This is a genomic window from Paenibacillus aurantius (assembly GCF_032268605.1).
Lineage (GTDB): Bacteria > Bacillota > Bacilli > Paenibacillales > NBRC-103111 > Paenibacillus_AO > Paenibacillus_AO aurantius.
Window position 1 is genome coordinate 3792814 of record NZ_CP130318.1, and the last position, 22732, is coordinate 3815545.

Sequence of the window (22732 nt, forward strand, 5' to 3'; positions counted from 1 at the left end):
TGACAGGTACCGTGTTTTTCCGGCCTTTCAATAGACAAGCCATTCGAACAAAGACCCGAGCACCTTCCCGAGAATCATCGCGAACAGCATATGCATCATATACTTCTTCATGCCGATCCGTTTAGCCAGGATGGGGAGAACATTGATCACCTCGGTTAGGGCCGCCGCCAGAAGGCCCACGAAGCCTCCGGCGAGCAGGCCGGTCACGACCGTCGAGAACAGCGTTAGCCGGCCCGCCCAGTTGAAGAAGTCGGCAAAGGTCCAATACAGCGAACCGGCTATGACCGAGCCTTCGTACCAATGAATATAACGGTGAGACCGGGTCACCTGGGTGAGCCTCGGAATAATGTCCAGCACGACGAGAAACGCCACCATCCCGCTTCCGACGGCAATTCCGCCCGCGAGCCCGATCAGAATCTCCAGCAGATCAAGAACGGTTGTCCACATGGGCTTCGGCATCCTTCTTCCCCTGCAGCTTCATATACTCTTCGGTGATGATATAGTGATTCATGTTCTCCTGGTAAAGAAACATCTCCACCTCCAGAGGACTTGGCTCTTCGTTGAACTTCTTCTTGAACAAATGATTGAAGAAGAGAACCATCCCGATTCCGATGCCGAGCGAATAGGGAATCTGCAGAAAATACGGATGCTCGGACTGACGGCCGGTCAACAGCTCGTAGATGCGCTGGTGAACCTTGAGCATGCTCACGTCGGCATGAAAGTTCATAATCGCGAGACCTGATCCGATAAAAAGCACAAGCCAGACCAGCACGACAAGGACCAGGCGGGGAGGCTTGGGTTTGGCGGCGATCTCCACCAGGGCATGAGGCTCTCCGTAGTGCTCGATGACCAGATGCGGGGCGACGGCTTTTATGGCACGGATGACTTCCAGAATATCGATCAGAAGCATATTGCCGTCCAGAGGACCGGGCTGCCGGATGATCAAGCTCTTCAGCTTATGGTCCCATTCCGGCCCGGTCAGCAGCTGGGCAATCTGGCTAAGGCGGATGGGCTCGTCCGGATTCAGGGCTGTCCTCTTACGGAAGCGGATATAGAGCACGGAATTGTCGGGTTGGTCCACTCTCCATCACCTCTTTGGCTGGCGTCTCCCCCCCTCGTCCATTCATCAGGGAGGAAGCCGCACTCTTTAACAAAGTATGCCAAAAAGGGAAGACAATTATGTCCCGTCGGGCGGGATTCCCTGCGTACTGGAAGAGGCAGGGTCCGGCCGCTAATGGATCTCGTAGCCAAAGTAGGCGGCAAACCGGATGCGCAGCTCCGCCTCCACAAAGACCCAGCGGAGAAAGACGCGGTCGCTGTAGCCTTGGTAGACGTAGAGATGGCGGATTCCCTCCTCATCCTTCGTTTCCAGATAAACCTGGACACCCCGGCGGCGCAGCTGCCTACGGACAGCAGTTAAATCGGTATGTACGGTCTTCATGACCTTATCGAGCATTTCGAGATAGGCCGCTTTCAGCTTCATCGTGCTGCTCTCGATTTTTATGCGGTTGCGCTCCAGCACGGTCAGCAGAATCGGCAGAAGGATGAACTCCTTGATCAGCGCCTGATCCTGAAGTCCCAAGGTTCCGGGGACGCGAAAAGCGGACTCCCCGGCCGCCGCCCCGGCAAGCCGGGCGGAAGGTTCGGATGTCGGTTCCTGCTCCATAAGACTGTCCTCCCAATCGGAACGTTTGTTCTTATTATATGCGCCCTTGACTATCTTATGCAATTCTCTTTAGGGCCCGAGCCCTATTTCTTCCCCGCTTTCCCTTTCTCCACAGAAAAAAGACCAAATCGTCATTGGGCGATTTGGTCTTTGATCGACTGCAAAATTTTCTTTTCGAGCCGGGACACCTGCACCTGCGAGATGCCGAGCCGGCTTGCTACTTCGGATTGGGTCTGATCCCGGAAGTACCGCAAATAGACGATGAGCCGCTCCCGTTCATTCAGCGTGCCGATCGCTTCGTTCAGCGCCAGCTTCTCGAACCACTTCTCCTGGGATTCGTCCGATATTTGATCCATCAGCGTAATGGGATCTCCGTCATTTTCGAACACCGTCTCGTGGATGGAGGACGGCGGCTTGTTCGCCTCCTGCGCAAAGACGACATCCTCGGGGGAGATGCCGAGCGCCTCGGCCACCTCGCTGATCGTAGGAAGGCGGCCCAGCGTTTTGGACAGCTCATCCTTCGTCTTGCGCACCTTGTTCGCCAGCTCCTTAAGGGAGCGGCTCACCTTCAGCGTACCGTCGTCCCGCAGAAAACGCTGAATCTCCCCAATGATCATGGGCACGGCGTACGTCGAAAATTTGACATCGTAGGACAGATCGAACTTGTCTACGGACTTCAGCAGGCCGATGCAGCCGATCTGGAACAGATCGTCCGCTTCGTAGCCCCGGTTAAGGAAACGCTGAACCACCGACCAGACGAGACGGATGTTGCAGTTGACGAGAGTATCCCGGGCAATCGGATCGCCGGACTGGCTCAAGGCAATCAGCCGTTTGACTTCACTGTCGTCCAGATAGCTGTGAGAGGCATGCTTCAAATCTGAATTCATAGACCAGACCCCTAATTAAAAAGCGCTTTTTTGGATTCGATTCGCTTGATCATCCGAACGACGGTTCCCCGCCCCACTCCGGTCTCAATTTCCACATGGTCCATAAAGTTTTCCATAATCGTAAAGCCCATTCCGGAACGCTCCAGCTCGGGTTTGGACGTATACAGCGGCTGCATCGCCTGCTCAAGGTCGGGAATGCCCGCCCCTTCGTCCTCCACGGTGATCCGTACCGTATCGCCGTCGATTTCGGACGTGATGGTGACGGTTTGGTCGGGATCATTGTCGTATCCATGAATAATGGCGTTGGTGACCGCTTCGGATACGACCGTCTTGATGTCGGTCAGCTCATTCATCGTCGGGTCCAGCTGGGAAATGAACGAGGCCACGGCCACCCGGGCAAACGCCTCATTCTCAGAACGGCTCGCAAACTGCAGCTTCATAAAATTGGCTCCGCTCATGATACGACCTCCAGACTGGAAATCGCTTGACGCTCGTTTTCCTGGATCGATACGATTTTGAACAGGCCCGACATTTCGAACAGCCGGTAAACCGACGGATTCACGTCGCAGACGACCATTTTGCCGCCGCGGCCGGTGATCAGCTTGTAACGCCCGAGAATGACCCCGAGACCCGAGCTGTCCATGAAGGACAGGTCCTTAAGGCTTAGGATGACGTGGGAGACGGCACCCTTCTCGATGGCCTCCTCCATTCCCATCTTGACCGTTTCGGCGGTATGATGGTCCAATTCCCCTTTCAGGCGGACGATCAACGTTTTGCGCTTCTGCTCGAGTTCCATTTGTAAGCTCAATCGATACACTCCTTCCGCTGCTTCACGGATAACCGCACCCTCCGGCACTTGGGCTGGACGGGGTTACCGAAGAAAGATCCGGGAATGGGATTCCTTGATGATCTTTAGAACAAAGAGTTCTACAGGGGAAGGAGGTTTCCTGCACCGACGACAAAACTAGAAGAAATCAGCCAGAAGAAGTCTGCAATCGACTAAATCCGCGAAACTTATTTCAAGAAAAAGAGGTGCGAGGCGGTACGCTTCACCATAATCCAGAGCGTAGCCTTCTTGACCTCGACAGGAGACTCAAGTGGAAATTCCATCACGGCGCTGTTATCTTTGTAAACCACCAGCTTGCCGATCGGCTGTCCCGCTTGAATGGGCGCCTTCAGGTTGGAGTCCAGGACGATCTCGTGGCGGACGCCCGCGGGATCCTCGCCTTTCTTCATGAGAATGCCGTAAGGATGCTTGGCCGTCAGCGGAACGCTTTCCACCGCGCCCTTCTTCACCTGGAAGCTTCCGATTGTGTCCCCGGTCTTGAAGATCGGATGGTTCGTATATTGGCTGAAGGCGAAGTCGAAGAGCTTCGTCACTTCGGCGTTGCGCGTTTTGGTATCGGGTTCTCCCAGCACGACGGCAATCACCCTCAGGTTGTCCCGTTTGGCCGTTGCGGTCAAGCAGTATTTGGCTTCCACGGTGTAGCCCGTCTTCAAGCCGTCCGCTCCGGAGTAGAAGCGCACCAGCTTGTTCGTGTTCACCAGCCAGAAGGGCTTCTCGCTGTCCTTGCGCAGGTAATCCTGGTAGGCGCTCGTAAAGCGGGTAATCTCCTCATGCTTCAGCAGCTCGCGGGACATGACGGCGATATCGTAAGCCGATGTGTAATGATTGGCCACCGGCAGTCCATTCGTATTGACAAAATGGGTGTTCTTAAGCCCCAGTTCCTTCGCTTTGTCGTTCATCATCGCGACAAAGGCTTCTTCAGAGCCGGCGAGCTTCTCGGCCATCGCAACCGAAGCATCGTTGCCCGAAGCCATGGCGATGCCTTTCAGCATGTCTTCCACGGTCATCTCTTCACCGGGCTCTAAGAAAATTTGGGACCCTCCCATGGAAGCGGCGTATTCGCTCGTGCGGACTTTCTCGTCCATCTTAAGCTTGCCGGAATCCAGGGCTTCCATAATAAGCAGCATCGTCATGACTTTGGTGATGCTCGCGGGAGGAAGCTTCTCGTCTTTGTTCTTCTCGGATATCACCGTTCCCGTATCCGCATCGATCAAGACGGAAGAGCGGGCGTTCGGGGCAAGGTCAACGGACGCGTTCTTCTTCTCCTCCGCTCCGGCGGATGTGAGCACGAACAGCAGCGTCAGCTGAAGACACAACAAGGTAAGCAATCCTTTTCTAAGCATGGTCGGTTCTCCCTCCTGGTTATCACATCGCAGCTCCCCGCCTCTCCCGCAGAAGGTCAGACGAAGGAGTCATTGCTGTCAACCAGTCTTGCCCAATTTCTAGGGAAATATTCCCTTCGCTTCAGCATTCGTCATTCCAAAAGAAAATGCTTTACCACAGTAACGTGTTGGTGTATCATAGAACAAAGGAACCCAAGGGGGTACACTCGATGAACAGCTTCAATCGTCCGCAGCCAAGACCTGCCGTCCGGCAGATGAATGCCTACTCGCCCGGCAAGCCCATCTGGGAAGTCAAGGAGGAGCTGGCGCTCGACCACGTGATCAAGCTCGCTTCCAACGAAAATCCGTTAGGGGCTTCTCCCCTTGCCCAGGAAGCCATTCTCCGTCATTTGACCGACATCCACCGCTATCCGGATGCCCGCAGCCAGAAGCTCAAGGAAGCGATCGCCGCGGTCTATGGGGTCACCCCCGACCATATACTGACCGGCAACGGAGCCGATGAGCTCATTACGTTAATTTCCGAAACCTTCCTTACGGAAGATCATGAAGTCATCGTCCCAACTCCCTCCTTCACGGAGTACGAATTCGGGGCGCAGCTCATGGGCGCGACCGTCGTTCCTGTTCCACTCACGGAGGATTACCAGTACGACATCCGGGGTATTCTGGAGGCGGTCACGCCGCGGACCAAGATTCTGTATCTGTGCTCTCCGAACAACCCTACGGGAACTTACCTTCCCCGCTGCCAGCTGAATGATCTGCTTAAGAAACTTCCATCCTCTATCCTTGTGGTTGTCGATGCGGCCTATTCGCACTACGCCACTGAAGTGGACTACACGGATGGACTGGAGTATGTAAGAGCAGGCTGTCCGATCCTTGTCTTGAACACCTTCTCCAAAATATACGGGCTGGCCGGAATCCGGGTGGGCTTCGCCCTTTCGGACCCTCGGATCATCCGGGATATTCACCGGTGCAAGGAGCCGTTTAACGTCAACCTGCTGGCCCAGCATGCCGCGGCGGCCGCCCTGTACGACGAGGAGCACGTTCGCGCCTCGCGGCGGACGGTGGAGAATGGACGAATCTCCCTGTACGGCGCGTTTGACCGCCTGGGGATAAGGTTCACGCCCAGCATGGGGAATTTTGTGTTGATCCGGGTCGGTGACCGTGCCCCCGACATCTATGAAGCCCTCCTGCGTCGGGGGATTATCGTGCGCAAAGGGGACACGTGGGGGCTGCCGGATCACTTAAGAATCTCCGTCGGGTCGGAGGAGGAGAACGAGGCTTTCGTCCGGGCGCTCGAGGAAATAGCGGGCGAGAGCCGGCTCGCGGTATAACTATCGGATTAGCTTCAGGAGGTAGGGCGGATGGCCCCGGCCGTCCCTTGGTCGCTTGTGCTAAGGAAGGCGCCAATGAAGCCGATAGTGAAACAGCTGCAGTCCCGCTCACGAACGGACATTGGAACGGCGAAGGGCTTGCCCGCTGAGCAAAGTAAAAAGGCATTTCCCGACAAATCGGGAAATGCCTTTTAAGGTTGGCCGGGAGCGTAATGTTACTTGCCCATCATATGAATCGGATGACCGAGCGCGCCTTCGGCCGCTTCCATCACAATCTCTCCCAGGGTCGGGTGAGCATGGATGGTGAGGGTGATATCCTCAAGCGTAGCGCCCATCTCGATGGCGAGCCCCAGCTCGGCGATCAGGTTGGAGGCTTCCGCTCCCACGATCTGAGCCCCCAGCACGATGCCGGTTTCCTTGTTCGCCACTACCTTCACGAAGCCGTCCGTGGCGTTCAGGGAAAGGGCGCGGCCGTTAACCCCGAACGGGAACTTGCCGATGCTGACGGCGATTCCTTTGTCCTTGGCTTCGGTTTCGCTCAATCCCACGCTTGCAATCTCCGGCTCGGAGAAGACAACGAGCGGCATAGCCTTGTAGTCCACTTCACTCGGCTGCCCGGCAATGGCTTCCGCCGCCACTTTGCCTTCATAGGAGGCTTTGTGGGCGAGGGCCGGACCCGCAACGATGTCGCCGATGGCGAAGATATGCGGAATGCTCGTGCGGCCCTGCTTGTCGACTTCGATAAGCCCGCGGTCGGACAGCTTCATGTTGATGAGGTCGAGGCCCAGCTCCCCGTCCGTATTCGGACGACGGCCGACTGTAACGAGCACGTAGTCGGCGGTCAGCTTCTTCTCTTCCCCTTTAACCGTAAAGGTTACGGTAACGTCCTTATCGGTCTGCTCCGACCCTTGGGCCATCGCTTCCGTAAAGATCTCCACGTTGGACTTCTTCAGGTTGCGTTCCACCAGGTTGGAGAGCTCTTTCTCGAAGCCCGGCAGAATCGTTTTGGAGCCTTCGAGGACGGTTACCTTCGTTCCGAACTTCGCGAACGTCTGGCCAAGCTCAATTCCGATATACCCGCCGCCGATGACGACCATGCTCTTCGGAATTTCCGGGAGCTCAAGAGCTTCCGTAGAGGACAGGATCCGCTTGCCGAACGGGAACGGCTTCAGCTCAATCGGACGGGAGCCCGTCGCAATGATGCAGTTCTTGAAGCGGTAGCGCGGTGATTCGCTCTCGTTGAACAGACGGGCCTCATTCTCGTTGATAAACATGGCCTCGCCGTTAAAAATTTGAACCTTGTTCCCTTTCAGAAGAGAACCGACCCCGCCCGTCAGCTTCTTGACGACGGACTGCTTCCACTCTTGAACCTTGCCGAAATCGACCTTCACGCCTTCGGCGGAAATGCCGATGCCGGAGCCATGCGACATCTGCTCATACTGATGAGCGGCCGAGATGAGCGCCTTGGAAGGAATACAGCCGCGGTTCAAGCAGACACCGCCTACTTCCGCCTTGTCTACGATGATTACACTTTTACCGAGCTGGGCGGCGCGGATGGCGGCCACATAACCGCCGGGCCCCGCACCGATCACCAACACGTCAATATCCAAAGAAGCGTCTCCTACTACCATTTCCTTACACCTCCATAACGAACAGTTCAGGATCAGCTAGCAGCTGTTTGATGTAATTCAAGAAGTTCTGTGCCGTTGCCCCGTCGATAATGCGGTGATCGAAGCTTAAGGAGAGGGCCATGACCGGCGCCGCCACGATTTCGCCGTTGCGGACAACCGGCTTCTCGGCAATACGTCCCGTTCCGAGAATCGCCACTTCCGGGAAGTTGATAACCGGCGTGAAGAACATGCCTCCGGCGGATCCAATGTTCGTAATCGTAATGGTGCTGCCCTTCATTTCGTTAGGGGACAGCTTGCCTTCGCGGCCGCGGGCGGCCAGGTCCTTGATGCTGTCGGCGATCATGTACAGGTTCTTGCGGTCGGCATCATGGATGACCGGTACAAGCAGACCGTTGTCCGTATCCGTGGCGATGCCGATGTTGTAGTACTTCTTGTACACGATTTCGTTCGCTTCCTCGTCGATCATGGCATTCAGCACCGGGAATTCACGGGCGGCCGCCACAAGAGCCTTGACAATGAACGGCAGGTACGTAAGCTTAACGCCTTTCTTCTCAGCCAGCACCTTGGCACGGGACCGGAATTCGACGAGCTTCGTTACGTCCACTTCGTCCATAAGCGTTACATGCGGAGCCGTGTAGACGGATTTCACCATCGCGTTAGCGATGGCTTTGCGGATGCCCTTGAACGGCACGCGCTCTTCCTCGCGGTTGCCGGCCGGCTGGCCTGCCGCGGCTTTAGCGGCTGCAGCCGGAGCTTCCCCGGCCTTAGCAGCTTCCTGAGCAGCTGGAGCAGCCGCTTCCGGAGCCTTCGCACCGCCTTCGGCAAAGGCCTGAACGTCCTCGCGGGTTACGCGGCCGTTCTTGCCGGTAGCCGGAACGTCTGCGATGGCCACGCCCTTCTCACGGGCAAATTTGCGCACGCTTGGCGTAGCGAGCACTTCCTTACCGGCGCTGCCGGCAGGAGCCGCCCCTTCCGCCTTCGGCGCCCCTTGGCCTTCCGATTTAAGCGGGGTGGACACGCTGGATTCGTTAACGTTCTCCACGGCGGCCTGCCCGACATTCTCTTTCACGTTCTCTTCCGAGGAAGGAGCCTCCGTGCTTCCGTGATCCTGCTGCTCCGGGAGATCCCCTTCGGCGTCAATGACGGCTACCACATCGCCGACATGGCAAACCTGGCCTTCCTTAACTTTAATCTCGAGAACCTTGCCGTTAACCGGGCAGGGCACCTCCACGACGGCCTTGTCGTTCTGGACGTCCATAATCAAATCCTCGTCGGTCACCGTATCTCCGACATTGATATGAAGCTTGACGATTTCCCCTTCATGGAGACCTTCGCCCAGCTCCGGAAAGCGGTATTCAAACTTGGCCAAGAGTATAACCTCCTCAACGGTAACAGAGCGATCTTCGCCGCCCTTACGAGCACCGGCCGCTCCGTTCAATTAATGTCTCTCAATCTTTCCCTTCTTCCCTGCCCTGCGGCAGGAAAGCCGCAATTTAAGTTACTTAAAAGTCCAGAACTTTGTTCAGGCCGTCGATAATGCGGGCCGGATTAGGAAGCCAAGCATCCTCGATCTGGGCAAAAGGATAAACCGTGTCCGGAGGAGCTACCCGCAGAACCGGAGCTTCCAGGTGAAGAATGGCTTTCTCGTTGATCTGGGCGATCACTTCGGCTGCAACACCGGAGGTCTTCTGGGCTTCTTGAACCACGATAGCCCGGTTGGTTTTCTTGATGGATTCCACGATGGTGTCGATGTCAAGCGGCATCAGGGTACGCAGGTCGATCACCTCTACCTTAACGCCCTTCGTTTTCTCGATCTCCTCGGCTGCCTTGAGGGAAGTATGAACCATCATCCCGTAAGTAATGATCGTGACGTCGCTGCCTTCCTTCACCACGTTCGCTTTGCCGATCGGCACCGTATATTCGCCTTCCGGCACTTCGGAACGGAAAGCATGGTACAGGTTCAGGTGCTCCATGAAGAAGACCGGGTCGTTATCGCGGATGGCCGAGATCATCAAACCTTTGGCGTCATAAGGATTCGACGGAACGACTACCTTGATGCCGGGCGTTTGAACCAGGAGCCCTTCGAGCGCATCCGTGTGCAGCTCAGCCGCTTTAACCCCGCCGCCGAAAGGCGTACGGAACGTAATCGGGGCATTGTAGCGTCCGCCGGAGCGGTAGCGCAGACGGGCGGCCTGAACGGCCATCTGGTCCAAAGCCTCGTAGATAAAACCGACGAATTGAATTTCCGCGATCGGGCGGAAGCCTTGAACCGCCAAGCCAACGGCCAAGCCGCCGATAGCCGATTCCGCCAGCGGCGTATCGAACACGCGGTCCTCGCTGAATTCGTTCTGCAGGCCTTCCGTGGCGCGGAAAACTCCGCCGACCTTTCCTACATCTTCGCCGAACAGCAGTACGTTCGGATCGCGCTTGAGCTCGACGCGCATTCCGTCACGGATGGCTTCCTTCATGTTCATTTGTGCCATGACAAGTTTATCCTCCTTAAAAGTTTACCCCTGTAAACTTGGTTCGTATCGCAATGTTTGGAATTTCCATAGGGAGAACCGGGCAAGCCCCTTCGTTTCATTCGGCGGCCGGCCGGTGATAAATCCATAAGGATGAGACGGCAGGAAGAGATTTTAGGAAAAATCAGCCTTCTGCTCCTGCAGATGCTGAGGCGTTTCCTCGAACATGCTGTCAATCAGTCCGGCGACGGTCATTTTCTCCGTCGTTTCCGCCTTCTTGATATGCTCGGCAACCGATGCCTTCGCTTCGTCCTTCACGCGTGCGGTGTCCTCGTCGGACCATAGTCCCTTGCTCTCGAGGTATTTGCCGAAGCGGATGATCGGATCCTTCAGGCTCCATTCGCCCTCTTCTTCCTTAGTCCGGTACTTGGTCGTATCGTCAGCCATGGAGTGGGGACGGAACCGGTAAGTCAGCGACTCGATCAGGGTGGCTCCCTCTCCGTTGCGTCCGCGCTCGGCTGCATCCTGCACCGCTTTGTATACGGCCAGAACGTCCATCCCGTCTACTTGAACGCCTTTGATTCCGGCCGCTACGGCTTTATGGGCAACGGATTGGGCCGCCGTCTGCTTGGAGAACGGAGTCGTAATGGCATACCCATTGTTCTGGACGACATAAATGGCAGGCAGCTTGAAGACGCCCGCAAAGTTCAAGCCTTCGTAGAAATCACCCTCGGACGAACCGCCGTCGCCGGTGTAAGTAATGACGACGTTCTTCTGGTTGCGCTTCTTGAAGCCCATCGCCACGCCGGTGGCGTGAAGAATTTGAGCGCCGATGATGATTTGAGGCATGAGAACATTCACGCCCTCCGGGATTTGGCCGCCATGCTGATGACCGCGGGAATAAAGGAAAGCTTGGTAAAGCGGAAGTCCATGCCAGACGATCTGCGGCATATCGCGGTAGCCCGGGCAGACGAAATCTTCCTTATTCAGGGCGAATTCGCTTCCGACCATCGTCGCTTCCTGTCCGGAGACCGGCGCATAGAAGCCAAGACGTCCTTGGCGGCCCAGGTTAACGGCACGCTCGTCCCACGTCCGGGTGAAGACCATACGGCGCATGAGCTCCTTAAGCTGGTCGTCGCTCAGGTTAGGCATTTCTTCTTCGTTAATGATTTTCCCTTCGGGGGAAAGAATGGATAACGGTTCAACCTCTTGGGCATAAACCTCATAAGACTTATTCATGAACCCCGCACCTCGCTTGTATTATTGATTGCATGTAAACTGTTATACTGTAATTATAGTACTGTTTTAGTTTCATTTCTACCGCTCGCGTATATTTTTGAGGAAAACACCAAGTTTCTGTTAGAAACAGTTTTGATATAATGGTATAACAGACGGCCGAACCGACGGGCCCTAGTGCTTATTATGCCTTTATCCGACAGATTTTTTCCTGTTATACTTAAAACATTGCCAGCGCGGACGAGTCCGCCGAAAGGAGCTGCCATGAACCAGCCATCGATCTACCAGCGCACCATCATCCGTCACCAAATTCAATCCACGGCTTTGTCGGCCGAACGCAAGCTGTGGGTTTATCTCCCTCCGGGTTATAACGAGCTTCTGTCCTATCCGGTTGTCTACTGCCAGGACGGATTGGAATTTCTTAACTTCGGCCGGATCGCCACCCACACGAACAAGCTCATTCTCGAGGAGGATATGGAGCCTCCCATTATCGTCGGCCTGGAAGTGGACCTGAAGAGGAGGTCGGCCGAATATTCGCCCGACGGGGAGCGGTATGACCTCTACCGGCGCTTCGTCACGGAGGAAGCCCTCCCCTGGGTGGAGAGTCAGTTTCCTGTCCGCCGGACTCCCGAGGAACGCATTCTCGCCGGGGACTCCTTAGGCGGCACGGTGTCGCTCCATCTCGCTCTCGATTATCCGGAGCTCTTCCGCAAGGTGCTGTCTCTGTCCGGTGCTTACCGATACTCCACCCTGGACCGCCTGGAAGCGGAAGAAGACTTGTCCCGGCTTGACCTGCATATGATCGTGGGCCTCCAGGAAACAGCGGTTTCCACCCAGTGGGGGGATATCGATTTCATAACCTTGAACCGGAAAGCCAAGTCCCTGCTCGAAGCCAAAGGAGCGACTCTCCATTACAAGGAGGCGGACGGGAAGCATGTTTGGGGATTCTGGCAGAATCATCTGCCGGACGCCCTCCGGTATTTTCTCGGATAAACGGCAAGCGGTTGGACCGGCCCCGGCTGGACCCTTACCTGTCGTAGCGGGCTCTCAGCGCGGGGATCATCGCCCTGATCTCTTCCTTAGGCAGCTCGCCGGGAACGACCTTCTTCATACCCGGCTGAGCGGACAGGAAGCGGCGGACTCCCGCGGCGAAGGCTTGTCCGCCGCCGCTTCCCGTCAGCTCCTGCAGGCTCGCCATGCTTTCGGGCTTCACGACGGGGTAGGCCCCGTCGGAAGCGCCTTCCGCCGCCGTCCGGTAGAACTCCCTCACCCGCTCCGCTCTTCTCTCTCCACTGCCTTCCGCCACGACAAACGCCTGGATGACATAGGCTTTCGTCTGCCGGCGCTGGGCAATGCCGCAAAATTTCCTCCCCCGGATACTCAAGTCATAATCCCCCGGGCAGTAGGCTCCGGCAATCTCTCCCGCCTCGACGGAAGCCCCCGACCCGAGCAGGCTGCCGCGGATCAGCTCCACCATCACGTCGAAATCCTGCCGAAAATCCATGGTCCGCTCCGGATTGGGCAGGATAATCGACAGGTTGACCACCCCTTCGTCCAGAGGCACCGCCGCCCCTCCCGAATTTCGGACCGCTACCTCGTAGCCTTCTTTCCGAAGGTCCTCCATCGCCTTCTCCGCCGATGGAAGCCGGCGGTCCCGCAGGCCGATCACCATAGCCCGCGGATGGGTCCACATATGGATAAGGGGCCGCCTCCCTTCTCCTACCCGCCTTGCCATGATCTCATCCACGGCAAAGGGATAGAGAATGTCCGGAAGGGACGGACCTTCCGTTCCATCCATGAATTCAAACTCCCGCGGCAAAAGTACGCTTCCCATCTTCCCCATCTTTCCCATCCTTCTCCTTTACAGCCGGTTTCCGGCATTCTTCTATTCTTACCACCGGACAAGGGAAGGAAACCATTTTTCCCCTTCCCCTTATGACCCGGACTCCCTTTCTTAAGGCCAATGAGAAAGCCGGTCCTTCGGGACCGGCCTTTCCATTATCACCATAACCCGACCGGCTGCCGCGGAGGCTTCGGAACAATCCTCTTCTTCGCCGGACAGGCCTGCGCCGGGTGCAGCATTAGAAGCGCTGAACGCCTTCTTTTGTAATGACCGCATAAACAAGCGGCGGCTTCTCCACCGGAGCTTCGCTTACCGTATAGGCACGGCGGATCTTCTGCTCGGCAGCCGAAAGCTCTATTCCGTCTCCCGGGTTCGCATACAGGGTGACAAGCGTTTCTCCGGCCTTCACGGGATCGCCGATTCTTTTGTGCAGCACGAGTCCTACGCCCAAATCGATCACCGATTCCTTCGTGGCGCGTCCCGCTCCTAGCAGCATGGCGGCCAGCCCCAGCTCCTCCGCTTCAACGGAGGAAACATATCCGTCCGCTTCGGCCTTTACCTCCACGGTTTCGGCGGCGCCCGGCATCCTCGATGGATCATCCACCACGGAGGAATCACCGCCCTGGGCCTCGATCATTTCCTTAAATTTACGAAGGGCCGAGCCATCTTCTATCCGTGCTTTCAGACTTTCACGGGCTTCCTCCAGGTCGGAGGCTTTCCCACCAAGGACCAGCATATAGGAGCCGAGCACCAGGGACACTTCCTTCAAGCTCGCATGCCCTCTTCCGCCGAGCACCTCTATCGCCTCCTTGACTTCCAGCGCATTGCCGATGGACATGCCGAGCGGCTCGTTCATGCTGGTAATGACCGCAACCGTTTCCCTGCCCACCTCCGTCCCGATTCCCACCATTGCCTGGGCAAGCTGAATGGATTCCTCCAGCGTCTTCATGAACGCTCCCTTGCCGGTCTTTACATCGAGGACGATGGCGTCCGCTCCCGCCGCGATCTTCTTGCTCATGACCGAGGAGGCGATGAGCGGGATCGAATTGACGGTGGCTGTCACGTCCCGGAGCCCGTACAGCTTCTTATCGGCCGGCGTGATGTTCCCGGACTGCCCGATGACCGCCGCTCCGACCCGGGTGACCTGGTCGAGGAATTCCTCTCTTGTCCGCTCCACCTGAAATCCCGGGATCGCTTCCAGCTTGTCAATCGTTCCTCCGGTATGCCCGAGTCCTCTTCCGGACATTTTGGCCACGGGAACCCCTGCCGAGGCCAGCAGAGGGGCCAGAATAAGGGTCGTCGTATCTCCCACGCCGCCGGTGCTGTGCTTGTCGACCTTGATGCCGGGAATGGCGCTCAAGTCCATCTGGTCGCCCGAACGGGCCATCTCGAGCGTCAGATCGGCGGTCTCCCGGTCCGTCATGCCGCGAAAGAACACGGCCATCGCCCAGGCCGAAATTTGGTAGTCGGGAATTTGTCCCGAGGTATAGCCACGGATCAGGTGGGCGATTTCCTCCCGGGTTAACTCCCCGCCGTCCCGCTTTTTCTGAATGAGATCGACTGTGCGCATGTTTGAATCCCTCCCGTGTTCGTTAGGACTGCTCGCCTTGCCGGCCCTCTGGGCCAATCTACCGACAGTATAGTATTGACCAAAAAAAAGAGCAAATGACGCGGAACGCCATTCGCTCTTCAGGCTGTGCCTTACTGCACAACCAATTTGGTTTTCATCCCGTCATGGCCGGGTCCGCAAGGAAGGACGCACTCGACGACATACGTGCCGGGCTTGTCAAAGGTCACTTCCGCGGTAGGGGCATCCTTCGTCAGATGAACGTTAAAGTCCTTGATTCCGACCTCGTGGATCCCTTCCTTGATGTTCATGCTTACCTTTACTTTTTCTCCTGCTTTTACGGTGTACTCGGGCTGGTCGAACTTAAAGTTGCTCACATTTAACGCCAGCTTAGGAACCCCCGATGTATCCGGAGCGTTTTCCCTGGCGTGTTGGGCTACTTCACCGAACAGTGTTCCCAGGCCCAGCACCCCTGCGCCCACAAACAGAACAAACATGATCCATTTATACATGGACAATCAGATCCCCTTTTCGTAGTAGTCACTTCACCCATTTTACAGGATTCGGCATGATTTGCCTAATAACTTTGCCGACTTAATAATGAACAAATTGTGACAAGTGGCAAGCCGTGCCAAGAGTCCTTCGGGAAAAGCCAACATCTTCTATCTTATCCATTATGGTCGTTTCGGAAACGATTGGCAAGTTGCTAACCGGGCAACGTCTGGTCAAGCCAAACAACCCGCCGCTTGCTCCGGACAGGAAATCCGGCTGCAGCGCAGGCTGTTCGTGGTTAACGGCAAGACAGTCTCAATCGGCCAGCTCGCGGACAAAAGCCCGAACCAGCGACTGGAACATCGGCTTCGTGCGTTCGGCGGTGGCCATGACCTGCTCGTGCGTCAAAGGCTCAAGCTCGTCGCCGATCGCCATGTCCGTGATGCAGGAAATGCCGAGGACCTTAAGCCCCGCATGCCGGGCGGCAATGACCTCGCCCACGGTGGACATCCCGACAGCATCACCGCCAAGACGGGCCAGCATCGTCAGCTCCGAAGGCGTCATATAGGCGGGACCGCTGATTCCGCAGTAGACGCCCTCCTGCAGGCGCAGGGGCGCTCCTTCCGCGCTGGTGATACCGGCGGCAAGCCGCTTCGCCAGCTCGCGGTACCCGCGGTCGTAAGCTTCCGACATGTCGGGGAACCGGACGCCGAGCTCCTTGAAGTTCGGCCCGATGAGCGGGTTCGCGCCCGTAAAGTTGATATGGTCCGAAATCAGCATGAGATCGCCCGCCTGAAAAGAGCGGTTCATGCCCCCGGCCGCATTCGTCATCACCACGCTGGTAACCCCAAGCATACGCATGACGTAGACCGGGAAAACCACCTTCTGCATCGGGTACCCTTCATAGAAATGAAACCGGCCCTGCATGACGATCACTGGCTTGCCTTCCAGTGTTCCGGCGACGAACCGGCCGGCATGTCCTTCTACCGTCGAAACCGGAAAATGAGGAATCTCGCCGAAGGGAACATAACCCGGCCCCTCCACCTTCTCCGCCAAATCGCCGAGGCCGGAGCCCAGGACCAGGCCGATGGACGGCTTCACCCCTCCAAGCTTCGTGCGGACATAATCCGCCGCTTCCGTAATGTGCTGCAAGTAAGACTGGTTCTCTGCCGTCATGGCGTTTCCTCCTGAAGTTGTGGAATAAGGGCCATCACCAAATCCAAAAACGTCTGCTTCGCCTGCTCCGCCGCCTCCATGACCTCCTCATGCGACAGCGGGCCTTCTCCAATGCCGGATGCGGCATTCGTGATGCACGAGAAGCCGATGACTTCGAGCCCGGCATGGCGGGCCGCCAGCACCTCGGGAACCGTGGACATGCCGACGGCATCCGCTCCAAGGCGGCGCATCATGCGGATTTCGGCCGGGGTCTCGTAATTCGGGCCCGTCACGGCCAGGTATACCCCTTCGCGGAGCTGCAGTCCCTGATTCTTCGCAGCCGCCTTGGCCACTTGCCGCAGCCTGGCGCTGTAAGCCTCCGACATATCCGGGAACCTGACTCCGAGCTCCGCCGGATTCGGGCCGATCAGCGGGCTGCGGAACATAAAATTGATATGGTCGCGGAGGAGCATGATATCCCCGACGCGGTACTCCTCGTTAACCCCTCCTGCCGCGTTCGTGACGACCAGGGTACGGATACCCAGGCTTTGCATAACGCGAACCGGGAAGCTGACCGTTTCCTCGGCGTGTCCTTCATACAAGTGGAACCGGCCCTTCATCATCACAACGGGCGTTCCCGCCACGCGGCCGAAAACGAGCTCCCCGGCGTGTCCTTCTACCGTCGGAACGGGAAAATGCGGGATCTCTCCGTAAGGAATCGAAACCGCCCCCTCCAGCAAATCCGCCAGCACGCCGAGCCCGGACCCCAGAATCAATCCGACAGCCGGTGCTTCTCCCATTCGTTTCGTCAGGAAGTCCGACGCTTCCCGGATCTTGTCCAATCCACTCACTGCCGCCAATCCCTTTCTCCCCTTCCCTGCTGCCTTACTTCAATTCGTTCAAAAAGCTCTTCCCGTTCACCGGCATTCCCACTCCGAAATTATCGGCGATCGTAGCTCCGAGATCGGAGAAGGTGGCCCGGACGCCCAAGCTCGCCGTCTCCTTTAAGGACGGACTCCAAACGAGCAGCGGCACATACTCCCGGGTATGATCGGTTCCGCTGTGAACCGGATCGTTGCCGTGATCTGCCGTCAGGATGAGCAGATCCTCTTCCCCAAGCTTGGCTTGGATTTCCGGGAGCCTCTTGTCAAAGTCCATCAAGGCCTGCCCGTAGCCCTCGGGATCCCGGCGGTGCCCGTACAGCGAGTCAAAATCAACGAGGTTGGTGAACAGAAGGCCGTGGAAATCGCTGCTAAGAGCTTCGATGGTCTGTGTCACCCCATCGTCGTTGCTCTTCGTATGCCGCGCTTCCGTCACTCCTTCTCCGGAGTAGATGTCGTTGATTTTGCCCACCGCGATACAGGCCAGTCCGGCTTCCTGGATCCGGTTCATGACCGTCGGCTCGGGGGGCTTGACCGCATAATCGTGCCGGTTGGACGTTCTGGTGAAAGCCCCCGGCTTGCCTATGTACGGACGCGCGATGACGCGGCCAACCGCGAACTCTTCCTTGAGCGTCAGCCGGCGAGCGATCTCGCAAGCCCGGTACAGCTCCTCAAGAGGGATAACCTCTTCATGGGCCGCCAGCTGGAAGACGCTGTCCGCCGACGTATAGACGATCCAAGCCCCCGTCTTCATCTGCTCTTCCCCAAGCTCGTCAAGAATTTCGGTTCCTGACGCCGGCTTGTTGCCGATCACCCGGCGTCCCGTCTCTTTCTCGAACTCGCGGATCAAGGCTTCGGGAAATCCGTCCGGATACGTGTTGAACGGAATGGTGACTTTTAGTCCCATAATTTCCCAGTGTCCGGTCATCGTATCCTTCCCGACGGAAACCTCCGTCATTTTACCATAATAAGCTTCCGGTTTCCCGGCCGGCTCGATTCCCTTTAAGGGGGAAATGTTTCCCAAGCCGAGCTTGGCCAAGTTCGGAAGAGCAAAACCGGTTACCCGTTCCGCAATATGGCCAAGCGTATCCGCCCCGGTATCCCCGAACCGGGCGGCATCCGGCTGTTCCCCGATTCCTACGCTGTCCAGCACAATCAAGCACACCCTGCGAAAGGTCTTGTTTGTCATCTTGTCCGCCTCCTTATGATCATGCCTTTCCAAAGTTTATCCAGCTTTCGTCTTCCGAATCCTCTGCCCGGTTAAAGCGGTTCTCAACAAACGAAAAGCCCCCAGGAGGAGCTTTCCATTCAAGTGAATATACGGATAGGCCCGTTTTGTTTGTCTTACCCCATTCGGCTCTCCGTCAAACGTCAGACACGGCTGCTTCCCTGTCCCTGCTCGGATAGCTGCATTTTGGCCCGGGGATGGGTCCGGTCGTACACTTCCTTCATTCTCGATTTCGTCACGTGCGTGTAGATCTGGGTCGTGGAAATATCGGCATGCCCCAGCATTTCCTGGACGGCCCGGAGATCGGCCCCGTTGTCGAGCAGATGGGTGGCGAAGGAATGCCGGAGTGTATGCGGCGTAATATCTTTCACGATCTGCGCTTCCCGCGCATACTTCTTGATGATTTTCCAGAAGCCCTGCCGGGTTAACCGCGTTCCGAGATGATTGATGAATAGGGCTTCTTCTTCCTTAGCCTGCTTGAGCAGCTTCGGACGCATGGCTTGGATATACTGATCCAGCCAATGGGCTGCAATCCGGCCGAGTGGAATGATCCGTTCCTTCGAACCTTTGCCGATGCACCGGACAAAACCCATGCCGAGATTCACGTTGCCCACATCAAGCGAGATGAGCTCCGTCACCCGGATGCCGGTGGCATAGAGGATTTCCAGCATTGCCTTGTCGCGAAGTCCGGAAGGAGTGGTGGTTTCCGGCGCGTCCAGCAAGGTCTCGACCTCGGCGATGGACAGCACCTTGGGCAGGCGCTTGTCCAGCTTCGGAGTCTCCATATGGAGGGAAGGATCACTGTCCAGCAGGCGTTCGCGGATCAGAAACTGGTAGAAGGACCGGATGGACACCATGCTTCGGGAAACGGTCGAAGAGGCGCGTCCCAGCTTTTTTAGCTGCAGCAAATAATTTTGAATATGTATTTTACGGGAATCGGCCGGCTTGACAATGCCGCTCTTCTCCAAAAATTCGATATACTGCGTCAGGTCCCTCTCATAAGACTCCAGCGTATTCTGCGCAAGGCCCCTTTCCACCGAAAGGTAATGAATAAAGGTCTGCAGTTCGTTTTTCATAGCTGACGCCCCTGTCTGTATAAGTTCCTCTATCACTTCCACACGGGGCCCCGGATTTCCTGCTTACTGCCCGTACCAATAGAAGCGCTTCAGCCTTTCCCCCATCGTCAGCTGCTCCTCCCGGACCGCTTCATCGCGGAAGACTTTAACGGCCCTGCCGGTCGGCTCCCGGTAACGGTCCACGGGCTTGATCCACGGCTGGGCTAAGGCGAGAAGCTGATACAGGCAGACCGTAAGGGCGACAAACAGCAGGATGAGCTTGAAGCGCTGAGCGATTTTGCGGACGGATACGATCATTAGCGGCACTCCTCCCCGATGGTTCCTTACTAGCTACCATATGAAGGACGGGCAGCCGGTAGACCCCTTACCGGTCGATAACAATTGGGCCGTTGACGGCATCCGGCCGGCTCCCTCCGCACATACAATACACCATAACGCCTACGGAGGGATTCTTCTGAAATCATTAAGCAAGCTCCTCGGCCGCGCCGTCGCTCCCCGTTCCAAGAGCAAGCCCGTACGCCGGCTCGTTGTCCTGCAAAATGCTTCCGCTTACCACCAATGCCTGAAGGAACTAAAAAAGCAGGGGATTCGTCCGATCAAAAAAATCCGCTCCCTGCACGCCATCCTCTGCCGGGTGCACCCGGAAGCCGATATCGCCACTCTTAAAAAGCATCCGCTCGTCAAACGGATCGACCATGACCGCCGCATCCGGCTTCACCGCCGAAGAATCTCGTCTCCGCTCCTTGCGGCCGCCGCCTGTGCCGTCTCCGGCCGGCAGACGGTACCGTGGGGAATCAGCCGGATTCAGGCGCCTTCCCTTTGGGGCCGTACGACCGGACGCTCCGTCCGGGTAGCGGTCCTGGATACGGGCATCGCCCCCCATCCCGATCTGAAGGTGGCGGGAAGCTTTAACACGATCGGAAGCGGGCCCGTGGTTGACGACAACGGGCACGGCACCCACGTGGCCGGCACGATTGGAGCCCTTAACAACTCGATCGGAGTGGTCGGAGCGGCTCCCCGGGTTAAGCTGTATGCGGTAAAAGCTTTCGACCGCAACGGCAGCGCCTATATGTCCGACATCATAGAGGGCATCGACTGGTGCATCCGGAACAACATTCAGGTCATCAACATGAGCTTCGGGGATCCGACCTACAGCGAATCCCTGCGCGACATCATCCGCCAGGCCTACAAGAAAGGCATCATCATGGTCGCCTCTGCGGGCAATGACGGCCCAAGAAACCAGGACCTGAATTATCCCGCCCGGTTCCCGGAAACGATCGCTGTCGCCGCCTCCGACAGCCGGGGAAGAATCGCTTCCTTCTCGAGCCGGGGAGCCGGAGTGGACATTGCCGCTCCGGGAGCGGAAATCTGCTCCACCTACCCGGGCGGCACGTATGCCAAGCTGGACGGAACGTCCATGGCGGCTCCTCACGTATCGGGAACGGCCGCTCTCCTGCTCCGGCTTCACCCCGGGATGACGCCCAAGGGCTTCCGGAGCCGTATCCGGCGGTCCGCTCTTAAGCTGAAAGGCTATTCCGCCCGTTCCCAGGGAAGCGGCCTCCTGCAAGCGAAGAAGGCGGCTCAGGGGTAAAGGGAGGAACCGGATCGAGCCGCTTGCCGCGACCTTCCTAACCTGGATCCCCTTGCCGGCCGGCGGGCCTGCCCGGATCGTCCCCTGGCTCCCGAACGGCTTCACTGCCGCCCGGCTCTTTCCCCCTTCAACCAAAAAGCACCCTCCTGTCCGGCTGCTGCCGGATTAGAGGGTGCTGCTGTGGGATTCCGCCGGAATTTTGGGCTTGCCCTTGTCCTTGTCGAGGCAGCGGTGGCAAATGCCTTGGAAATCCAGCCGGTGGTCCAATACCTTGAAATGGTATTCCTTCTCCAGCCGTTCCTCCAAAGGAAGCAGCCAATCTTCCATGATTTCATCGACCGCTCCGCACTGTACGCAGATCAGATGATGATGATGGTGATGAGTGCTTTCGTTGCGCAGATCGTACCGGGCCACTCCGTCTCCGAAGTTCATCTTCTCCAGCACATGAAGCTCAGTCAAAAGCTCCAGCGTGCGGTAAACGGTAGCCAGGCCAATCTCCGGTGCTTTATCTTTAACGAGCATGAAAACTTCTTCCGCGCTCAAATGGTCCTCTTCGTTCTCCAGCAGCACCCTAACCGTCGCCTCACGCTGGGGCGTAAGCTTGTAACCCTGCGACTGGAGCTGCTGCTTGATTTTTTCAATCCGGGATTCCATACTTCTCCCCCTAACGGCCACGCTGGTTCCCCATGGCGGTCCATCGCCATTTCCTTCATTATAGGAGGTTATCTTCCCGAAAGTCAAACCATTTCAAGGGTCTCTCAGCCCCCGGCGGTCACGAGCATAGGGGTAACCCAACGCATCAGCTCCGGGGACAGAAAGGCTTCGTACAAGGAAACGGCACCCGTCACCAAGACCATCGAGAAAGACAAAATCAAATAATTCATAAAGGGCGCGTAAAGGTTTCCTCTTTTTTGGATAAACCGGTTTTTGATCAGGTACAGAGAGAAGCTCATCCCGGCTACGCTGCAGATGACGATAACCGGAATATGAATAAGGTTCTGGGGCGCGACGGATACCAGGGAGAACAGGACGCCTTTCCAGGCATACTGCCCCGCGAGATAGCCTACTGTGAAGCCGACCAGAACGCCCTTCAGAAAATCAAGAATGAAGATAAGCGGAAGCCCCACTACCGAGAGCCCCAGCAGCCAGATCAGCAGCACCCATTTGACGTTCATGCTGAAGGACTGCCAGAACGAGTGGGCCTGGTCCCAGCTGGTCCCTTGGTCGACAACCTGAAAGAAGCTGCCCAGGTGCCTCCTGAGCTCCTGCGTCTGGTCCAGGGTCAGCGCATTAACCAGAATGGCGCCGAACACCACGCCGGTTACGAAAATAACGCCTATAAAAACATAGAGCGATAAATGCTCCTTCATGTACAACCGCATTGCCTGATTGCCGTATGGCATCGCAGCCTCTCCCCTCTTGTCCCGTTAGTAACAGGATATGAGGGGCAGACAGGCAGTATGCCAGCTTGCGTGCCGGAATAAAGAACAGGCAAT

At 57.0% G+C, this 22732-nt stretch carries 24 protein-coding genes; 3 read left to right on the forward strand and 21 right to left on the reverse strand.

All coding sequences use genetic code 11. The features are described 5' to 3' along the window. Positions 1-27 precede the first annotated feature (27 nt). The 7 genes from MJA45_RS17090 to MJA45_RS17120 all read right to left on the reverse strand — a co-directional run bounded on the left by MJA45_RS17090 (position 28) and on the right by MJA45_RS17120 (position 4743). On the reverse strand, positions 28-447 hold the full coding sequence (locus MJA45_RS17090) for a stage V sporulation protein AB (RefSeq protein WP_315603113.1): 420 nt from the start codon (positions 445-447) through the stop codon (positions 28-30). After that, positions 428-1081 carry a stage V sporulation protein AA gene (locus MJA45_RS17095; protein ID WP_315603114.1) on the reverse strand — a complete coding sequence of 218 codons (654 nt, stop codon included), beginning with the start codon at positions 1079-1081 and terminating at the stop codon, positions 428-430. Before MJA45_RS17095 ends, MJA45_RS17090 begins: the two co-directional genes overlap by 20 nt. Before the next feature lie 150 nt (positions 1082-1231). Beyond that, positions 1232-1666, reverse strand: coding sequence for a YhjD family protein (locus tag MJA45_RS17100; protein ID WP_315603115.1), 435 nt, complete (start codon positions 1664-1666; stop codon positions 1232-1234). A 131-nt stretch (positions 1667-1797) separates the two neighbouring features. Further along, positions 1798-2553, reverse strand: coding sequence for an RNA polymerase sporulation sigma factor SigF (sigF, locus tag MJA45_RS17105; protein WP_315603116.1), 756 nt, complete (start codon positions 2551-2553; stop codon positions 1798-1800). 11 nt (positions 2554-2564) lie between these two features. Continuing rightward, positions 2565-3011 carry an anti-sigma F factor gene (gene spoIIAB / locus MJA45_RS17110; protein ID WP_315603117.1) on the reverse strand — a complete coding sequence of 149 codons (447 nt, stop codon included), beginning with the start codon at positions 3009-3011 and terminating at the stop codon, positions 2565-2567. Continuing rightward, complete coding sequence (gene spoIIAA / locus MJA45_RS17115; protein ID WP_315603118.1) at positions 3008-3361, reverse strand: anti-sigma F factor antagonist; 354 nt, start codon at positions 3359-3361, stop codon at positions 3008-3010. Before spoIIAA ends, spoIIAB begins: the two co-directional genes overlap by 4 nt. Positions 3362-3567: 206 nt before the next feature. Next, positions 3568-4743: a D-alanyl-D-alanine carboxypeptidase family protein gene (locus MJA45_RS17120; protein WP_315603119.1), complete on the reverse strand. Its 1176-nt coding sequence runs from the start codon at positions 4741-4743 to the stop codon at positions 3568-3570. 209 nt (positions 4744-4952) lie between these two features. Between MJA45_RS17120 and hisC the strand changes: the two genes are divergently transcribed. Then, positions 4953-6074, forward strand: a complete 1122-nt coding sequence (gene hisC / locus MJA45_RS17125; RefSeq protein WP_315603120.1) for a histidinol-phosphate transaminase — start codon at positions 4953-4955, stop codon at positions 6072-6074. Positions 6075-6289: 215 nt separating this feature from the next. On the opposite strand, the gene lpdA is transcribed toward hisC, so the two are convergent. The 4 genes from lpdA to pdhA all read right to left on the reverse strand — a co-directional run bounded on the left by lpdA (position 6290) and on the right by pdhA (position 11406). Next, positions 6290-7705, reverse strand: coding sequence for a dihydrolipoyl dehydrogenase (gene lpdA / locus MJA45_RS17130; RefSeq protein ID WP_315603121.1), 1416 nt, complete (start codon positions 7703-7705; stop codon positions 6290-6292). 4 nt (positions 7706-7709) lie between these two features. Further along, a complete protein-coding gene (locus tag MJA45_RS17135) occupies positions 7710-9074 on the reverse strand; it encodes a dihydrolipoamide acetyltransferase family protein (RefSeq protein WP_315603122.1) in 1365 nt (454 codons plus the stop codon). Positions 9075-9207: 133 nt separating this feature from the next. Then, positions 9208-10188 (reverse strand): alpha-ketoacid dehydrogenase subunit beta, encoded by a 981-nt coding sequence (locus tag MJA45_RS17140; protein ID WP_315603123.1) that lies wholly within the window; start codon positions 10186-10188, stop codon positions 9208-9210. 153 nt (positions 10189-10341) lie between these two features. Beyond that, complete coding sequence (pdhA, locus tag MJA45_RS17145) at positions 10342-11406, reverse strand: pyruvate dehydrogenase (acetyl-transferring) E1 component subunit alpha (protein ID WP_315603124.1); 1065 nt, start codon at positions 11404-11406, stop codon at positions 10342-10344. A gap of 261 nt (positions 11407-11667) precedes the next feature. On the opposite strand from pdhA, the gene MJA45_RS17150 reads away from it, so the two are divergent. Next, the gene (locus tag MJA45_RS17150) at positions 11668-12396 is read left to right on the forward strand and encodes an alpha/beta hydrolase (RefSeq protein WP_315603125.1); all 729 of its coding nucleotides are present in this window, start codon (positions 11668-11670) and stop codon (positions 12394-12396) included. Positions 12397-12430: 34 nt separating this feature from the next. Here MJA45_RS17150 and MJA45_RS17155 read toward each other — a convergent pair whose 3' ends face one another. The 8 genes from MJA45_RS17155 to MJA45_RS17190 all read right to left on the reverse strand — a co-directional run bounded on the left by MJA45_RS17155 (position 12431) and on the right by MJA45_RS17190 (position 19942). After that, positions 12431-13246 (reverse strand): lipoate--protein ligase family protein, encoded by an 816-nt coding sequence (locus tag MJA45_RS17155; RefSeq protein ID WP_315603126.1) that lies wholly within the window; start codon positions 13244-13246, stop codon positions 12431-12433. A 238-nt stretch (positions 13247-13484) separates the two neighbouring features. Further along, complete coding sequence (locus MJA45_RS17160) at positions 13485-14816, reverse strand: pyrimidine-nucleoside phosphorylase (RefSeq protein ID WP_315603127.1); 1332 nt, start codon at positions 14814-14816, stop codon at positions 13485-13487. Between the two features lie 131 nt (positions 14817-14947). Continuing rightward, complete coding sequence (locus MJA45_RS17165; protein WP_315603128.1) at positions 14948-15325, reverse strand: cupredoxin domain-containing protein; 378 nt, start codon at positions 15323-15325, stop codon at positions 14948-14950. Positions 15326-15620: 295 nt separating this feature from the next. Continuing rightward, the gene (locus MJA45_RS17170; protein WP_315603129.1) at positions 15621-16481 is read right to left on the reverse strand and encodes a purine-nucleoside phosphorylase; all 861 of its coding nucleotides are present in this window, start codon (positions 16479-16481) and stop codon (positions 15621-15623) included. Continuing rightward, entirely contained in the window at positions 16478-17320 is an 843-nt protein-coding gene (locus MJA45_RS17175; protein ID WP_407083054.1) for a purine-nucleoside phosphorylase, read from the reverse strand. Before MJA45_RS17175 ends, MJA45_RS17170 begins: the two co-directional genes overlap by 4 nt. Before the next feature lie 25 nt (positions 17321-17345). Beyond that, positions 17346-18530 (reverse strand): phosphopentomutase, encoded by a 1185-nt coding sequence (gene deoB, locus MJA45_RS17180; RefSeq protein ID WP_315603130.1) that lies wholly within the window; start codon positions 18528-18530, stop codon positions 17346-17348. Between the two features lie 182 nt (positions 18531-18712). After that, on the reverse strand, positions 18713-19645 hold the full coding sequence (xerD, locus tag MJA45_RS17185; protein WP_315603131.1) for a site-specific tyrosine recombinase XerD: 933 nt from the start codon (positions 19643-19645) through the stop codon (positions 18713-18715). 63 nt (positions 19646-19708) lie between these two features. Then, positions 19709-19942: a DUF4227 family protein gene (locus tag MJA45_RS17190; protein ID WP_315603132.1), complete on the reverse strand. Its 234-nt coding sequence runs from the start codon at positions 19940-19942 to the stop codon at positions 19709-19711. Positions 19943-19982: 40 nt separating this feature from the next. Between MJA45_RS17190 and MJA45_RS17195 the strand changes: the two genes are divergently transcribed. Further along, the gene (locus MJA45_RS17195) at positions 19983-21236 is read left to right on the forward strand and encodes a S8 family peptidase (RefSeq protein ID WP_315603133.1); all 1254 of its coding nucleotides are present in this window, start codon (positions 19983-19985) and stop codon (positions 21234-21236) included. Positions 21237-21401: 165 nt separating this feature from the next. Here MJA45_RS17195 and fur read toward each other — a convergent pair whose 3' ends face one another. Further along, the gene (fur, locus tag MJA45_RS17200) at positions 21402-21890 is read right to left on the reverse strand and encodes a ferric iron uptake transcriptional regulator (protein WP_315603134.1); all 489 of its coding nucleotides are present in this window, start codon (positions 21888-21890) and stop codon (positions 21402-21404) included. 104 nt (positions 21891-21994) lie between these two features. Further along, complete coding sequence (gene spoIIM / locus MJA45_RS17205; RefSeq protein ID WP_315603135.1) at positions 21995-22606, reverse strand: stage II sporulation protein M; 612 nt, start codon at positions 22604-22606, stop codon at positions 21995-21997. Positions 22607-22732 lie beyond the last annotated feature (126 nt).

Excerpts from the sequence above, each read along its gene's own strand:
- xerD (WP_315603131.1), bottom strand. The coding sequence starts at position 19,645 with ATGAAAAACGAACTGCAGACCTTTATTCATTACCTTTCGGTGGAAAGG.
- hisC (WP_315603120.1), top strand. The coding sequence starts at position 4,953 with ATGAACAGCTTCAATCGTCCGCAGCCAAGACCTGCCGTCCGGCAGATG.
- MJA45_RS17190 (WP_315603132.1), bottom strand. The coding sequence starts at position 19,942 with ATGATCGTATCCGTCCGCAAAATCGCTCAGCGCTTCAAGCTCATCCTG.
- lpdA (WP_315603121.1), bottom strand. The coding sequence starts at position 7,705 with ATGGTAGTAGGAGACGCTTCTTTGGATATTGACGTGTTGGTGATCGGT.
- pdhA (WP_315603124.1), bottom strand. The coding sequence starts at position 11,406 with ATGAATAAGTCTTATGAGGTTTATGCCCAAGAGGTTGAACCGTTATCC.
- MJA45_RS17165 (WP_315603128.1), bottom strand. The coding sequence starts at position 15,325 with ATGTATAAATGGATCATGTTTGTTCTGTTTGTGGGCGCAGGGGTGCTG.
- MJA45_RS17140 (WP_315603123.1), bottom strand. The coding sequence starts at position 10,188 with ATGGCACAAATGAACATGAAGGAAGCCATCCGTGACGGAATGCGCGTC.
- fur (WP_315603134.1), bottom strand. The coding sequence starts at position 21,890 with ATGGAATCCCGGATTGAAAAAATCAAGCAGCAGCTCCAGTCGCAGGGT.
- MJA45_RS17195 (WP_315603133.1), top strand. The coding sequence starts at position 19,983 with ATGAAGGACGGGCAGCCGGTAGACCCCTTACCGGTCGATAACAATTGG.
- spoIIAB (WP_315603117.1), bottom strand. The coding sequence starts at position 3,011 with ATGAGCGGAGCCAATTTTATGAAGCTGCAGTTTGCGAGCCGTTCTGAG.
- spoIIM (WP_315603135.1), bottom strand. The coding sequence starts at position 22,606 with ATGAAGGAGCATTTATCGCTCTATGTTTTTATAGGCGTTATTTTCGTA.
- sigF (WP_315603116.1), bottom strand. The coding sequence starts at position 2,553 with ATGAATTCAGATTTGAAGCATGCCTCTCACAGCTATCTGGACGACAGT.
- deoB (WP_315603130.1), bottom strand. The coding sequence starts at position 18,530 with ATGACAAACAAGACCTTTCGCAGGGTGTGCTTGATTGTGCTGGACAGC.
- MJA45_RS17170 (WP_315603129.1), bottom strand. The coding sequence starts at position 16,481 with ATGACGGCAGAGAACCAGTCTTACTTGCAGCACATTACGGAAGCGGCG.
- MJA45_RS17120 (WP_315603119.1), bottom strand. The coding sequence starts at position 4,743 with ATGCTTAGAAAAGGATTGCTTACCTTGTTGTGTCTTCAGCTGACGCTG.
- MJA45_RS17150 (WP_315603125.1), top strand. The coding sequence starts at position 11,668 with ATGAACCAGCCATCGATCTACCAGCGCACCATCATCCGTCACCAAATT.
- MJA45_RS17160 (WP_315603127.1), bottom strand. The coding sequence starts at position 14,816 with ATGCGCACAGTCGATCTCATTCAGAAAAAGCGGGACGGCGGGGAGTTA.
- MJA45_RS17100 (WP_315603115.1), bottom strand. The coding sequence starts at position 1,666 with ATGGAGCAGGAACCGACATCCGAACCTTCCGCCCGGCTTGCCGGGGCG.
- MJA45_RS17090 (WP_315603113.1), bottom strand. The coding sequence starts at position 447 with ATGTGGACAACCGTTCTTGATCTGCTGGAGATTCTGATCGGGCTCGCG.
- MJA45_RS17155 (WP_315603126.1), bottom strand. The coding sequence starts at position 13,246 with ATGGGGAAGATGGGAAGCGTACTTTTGCCGCGGGAGTTTGAATTCATG.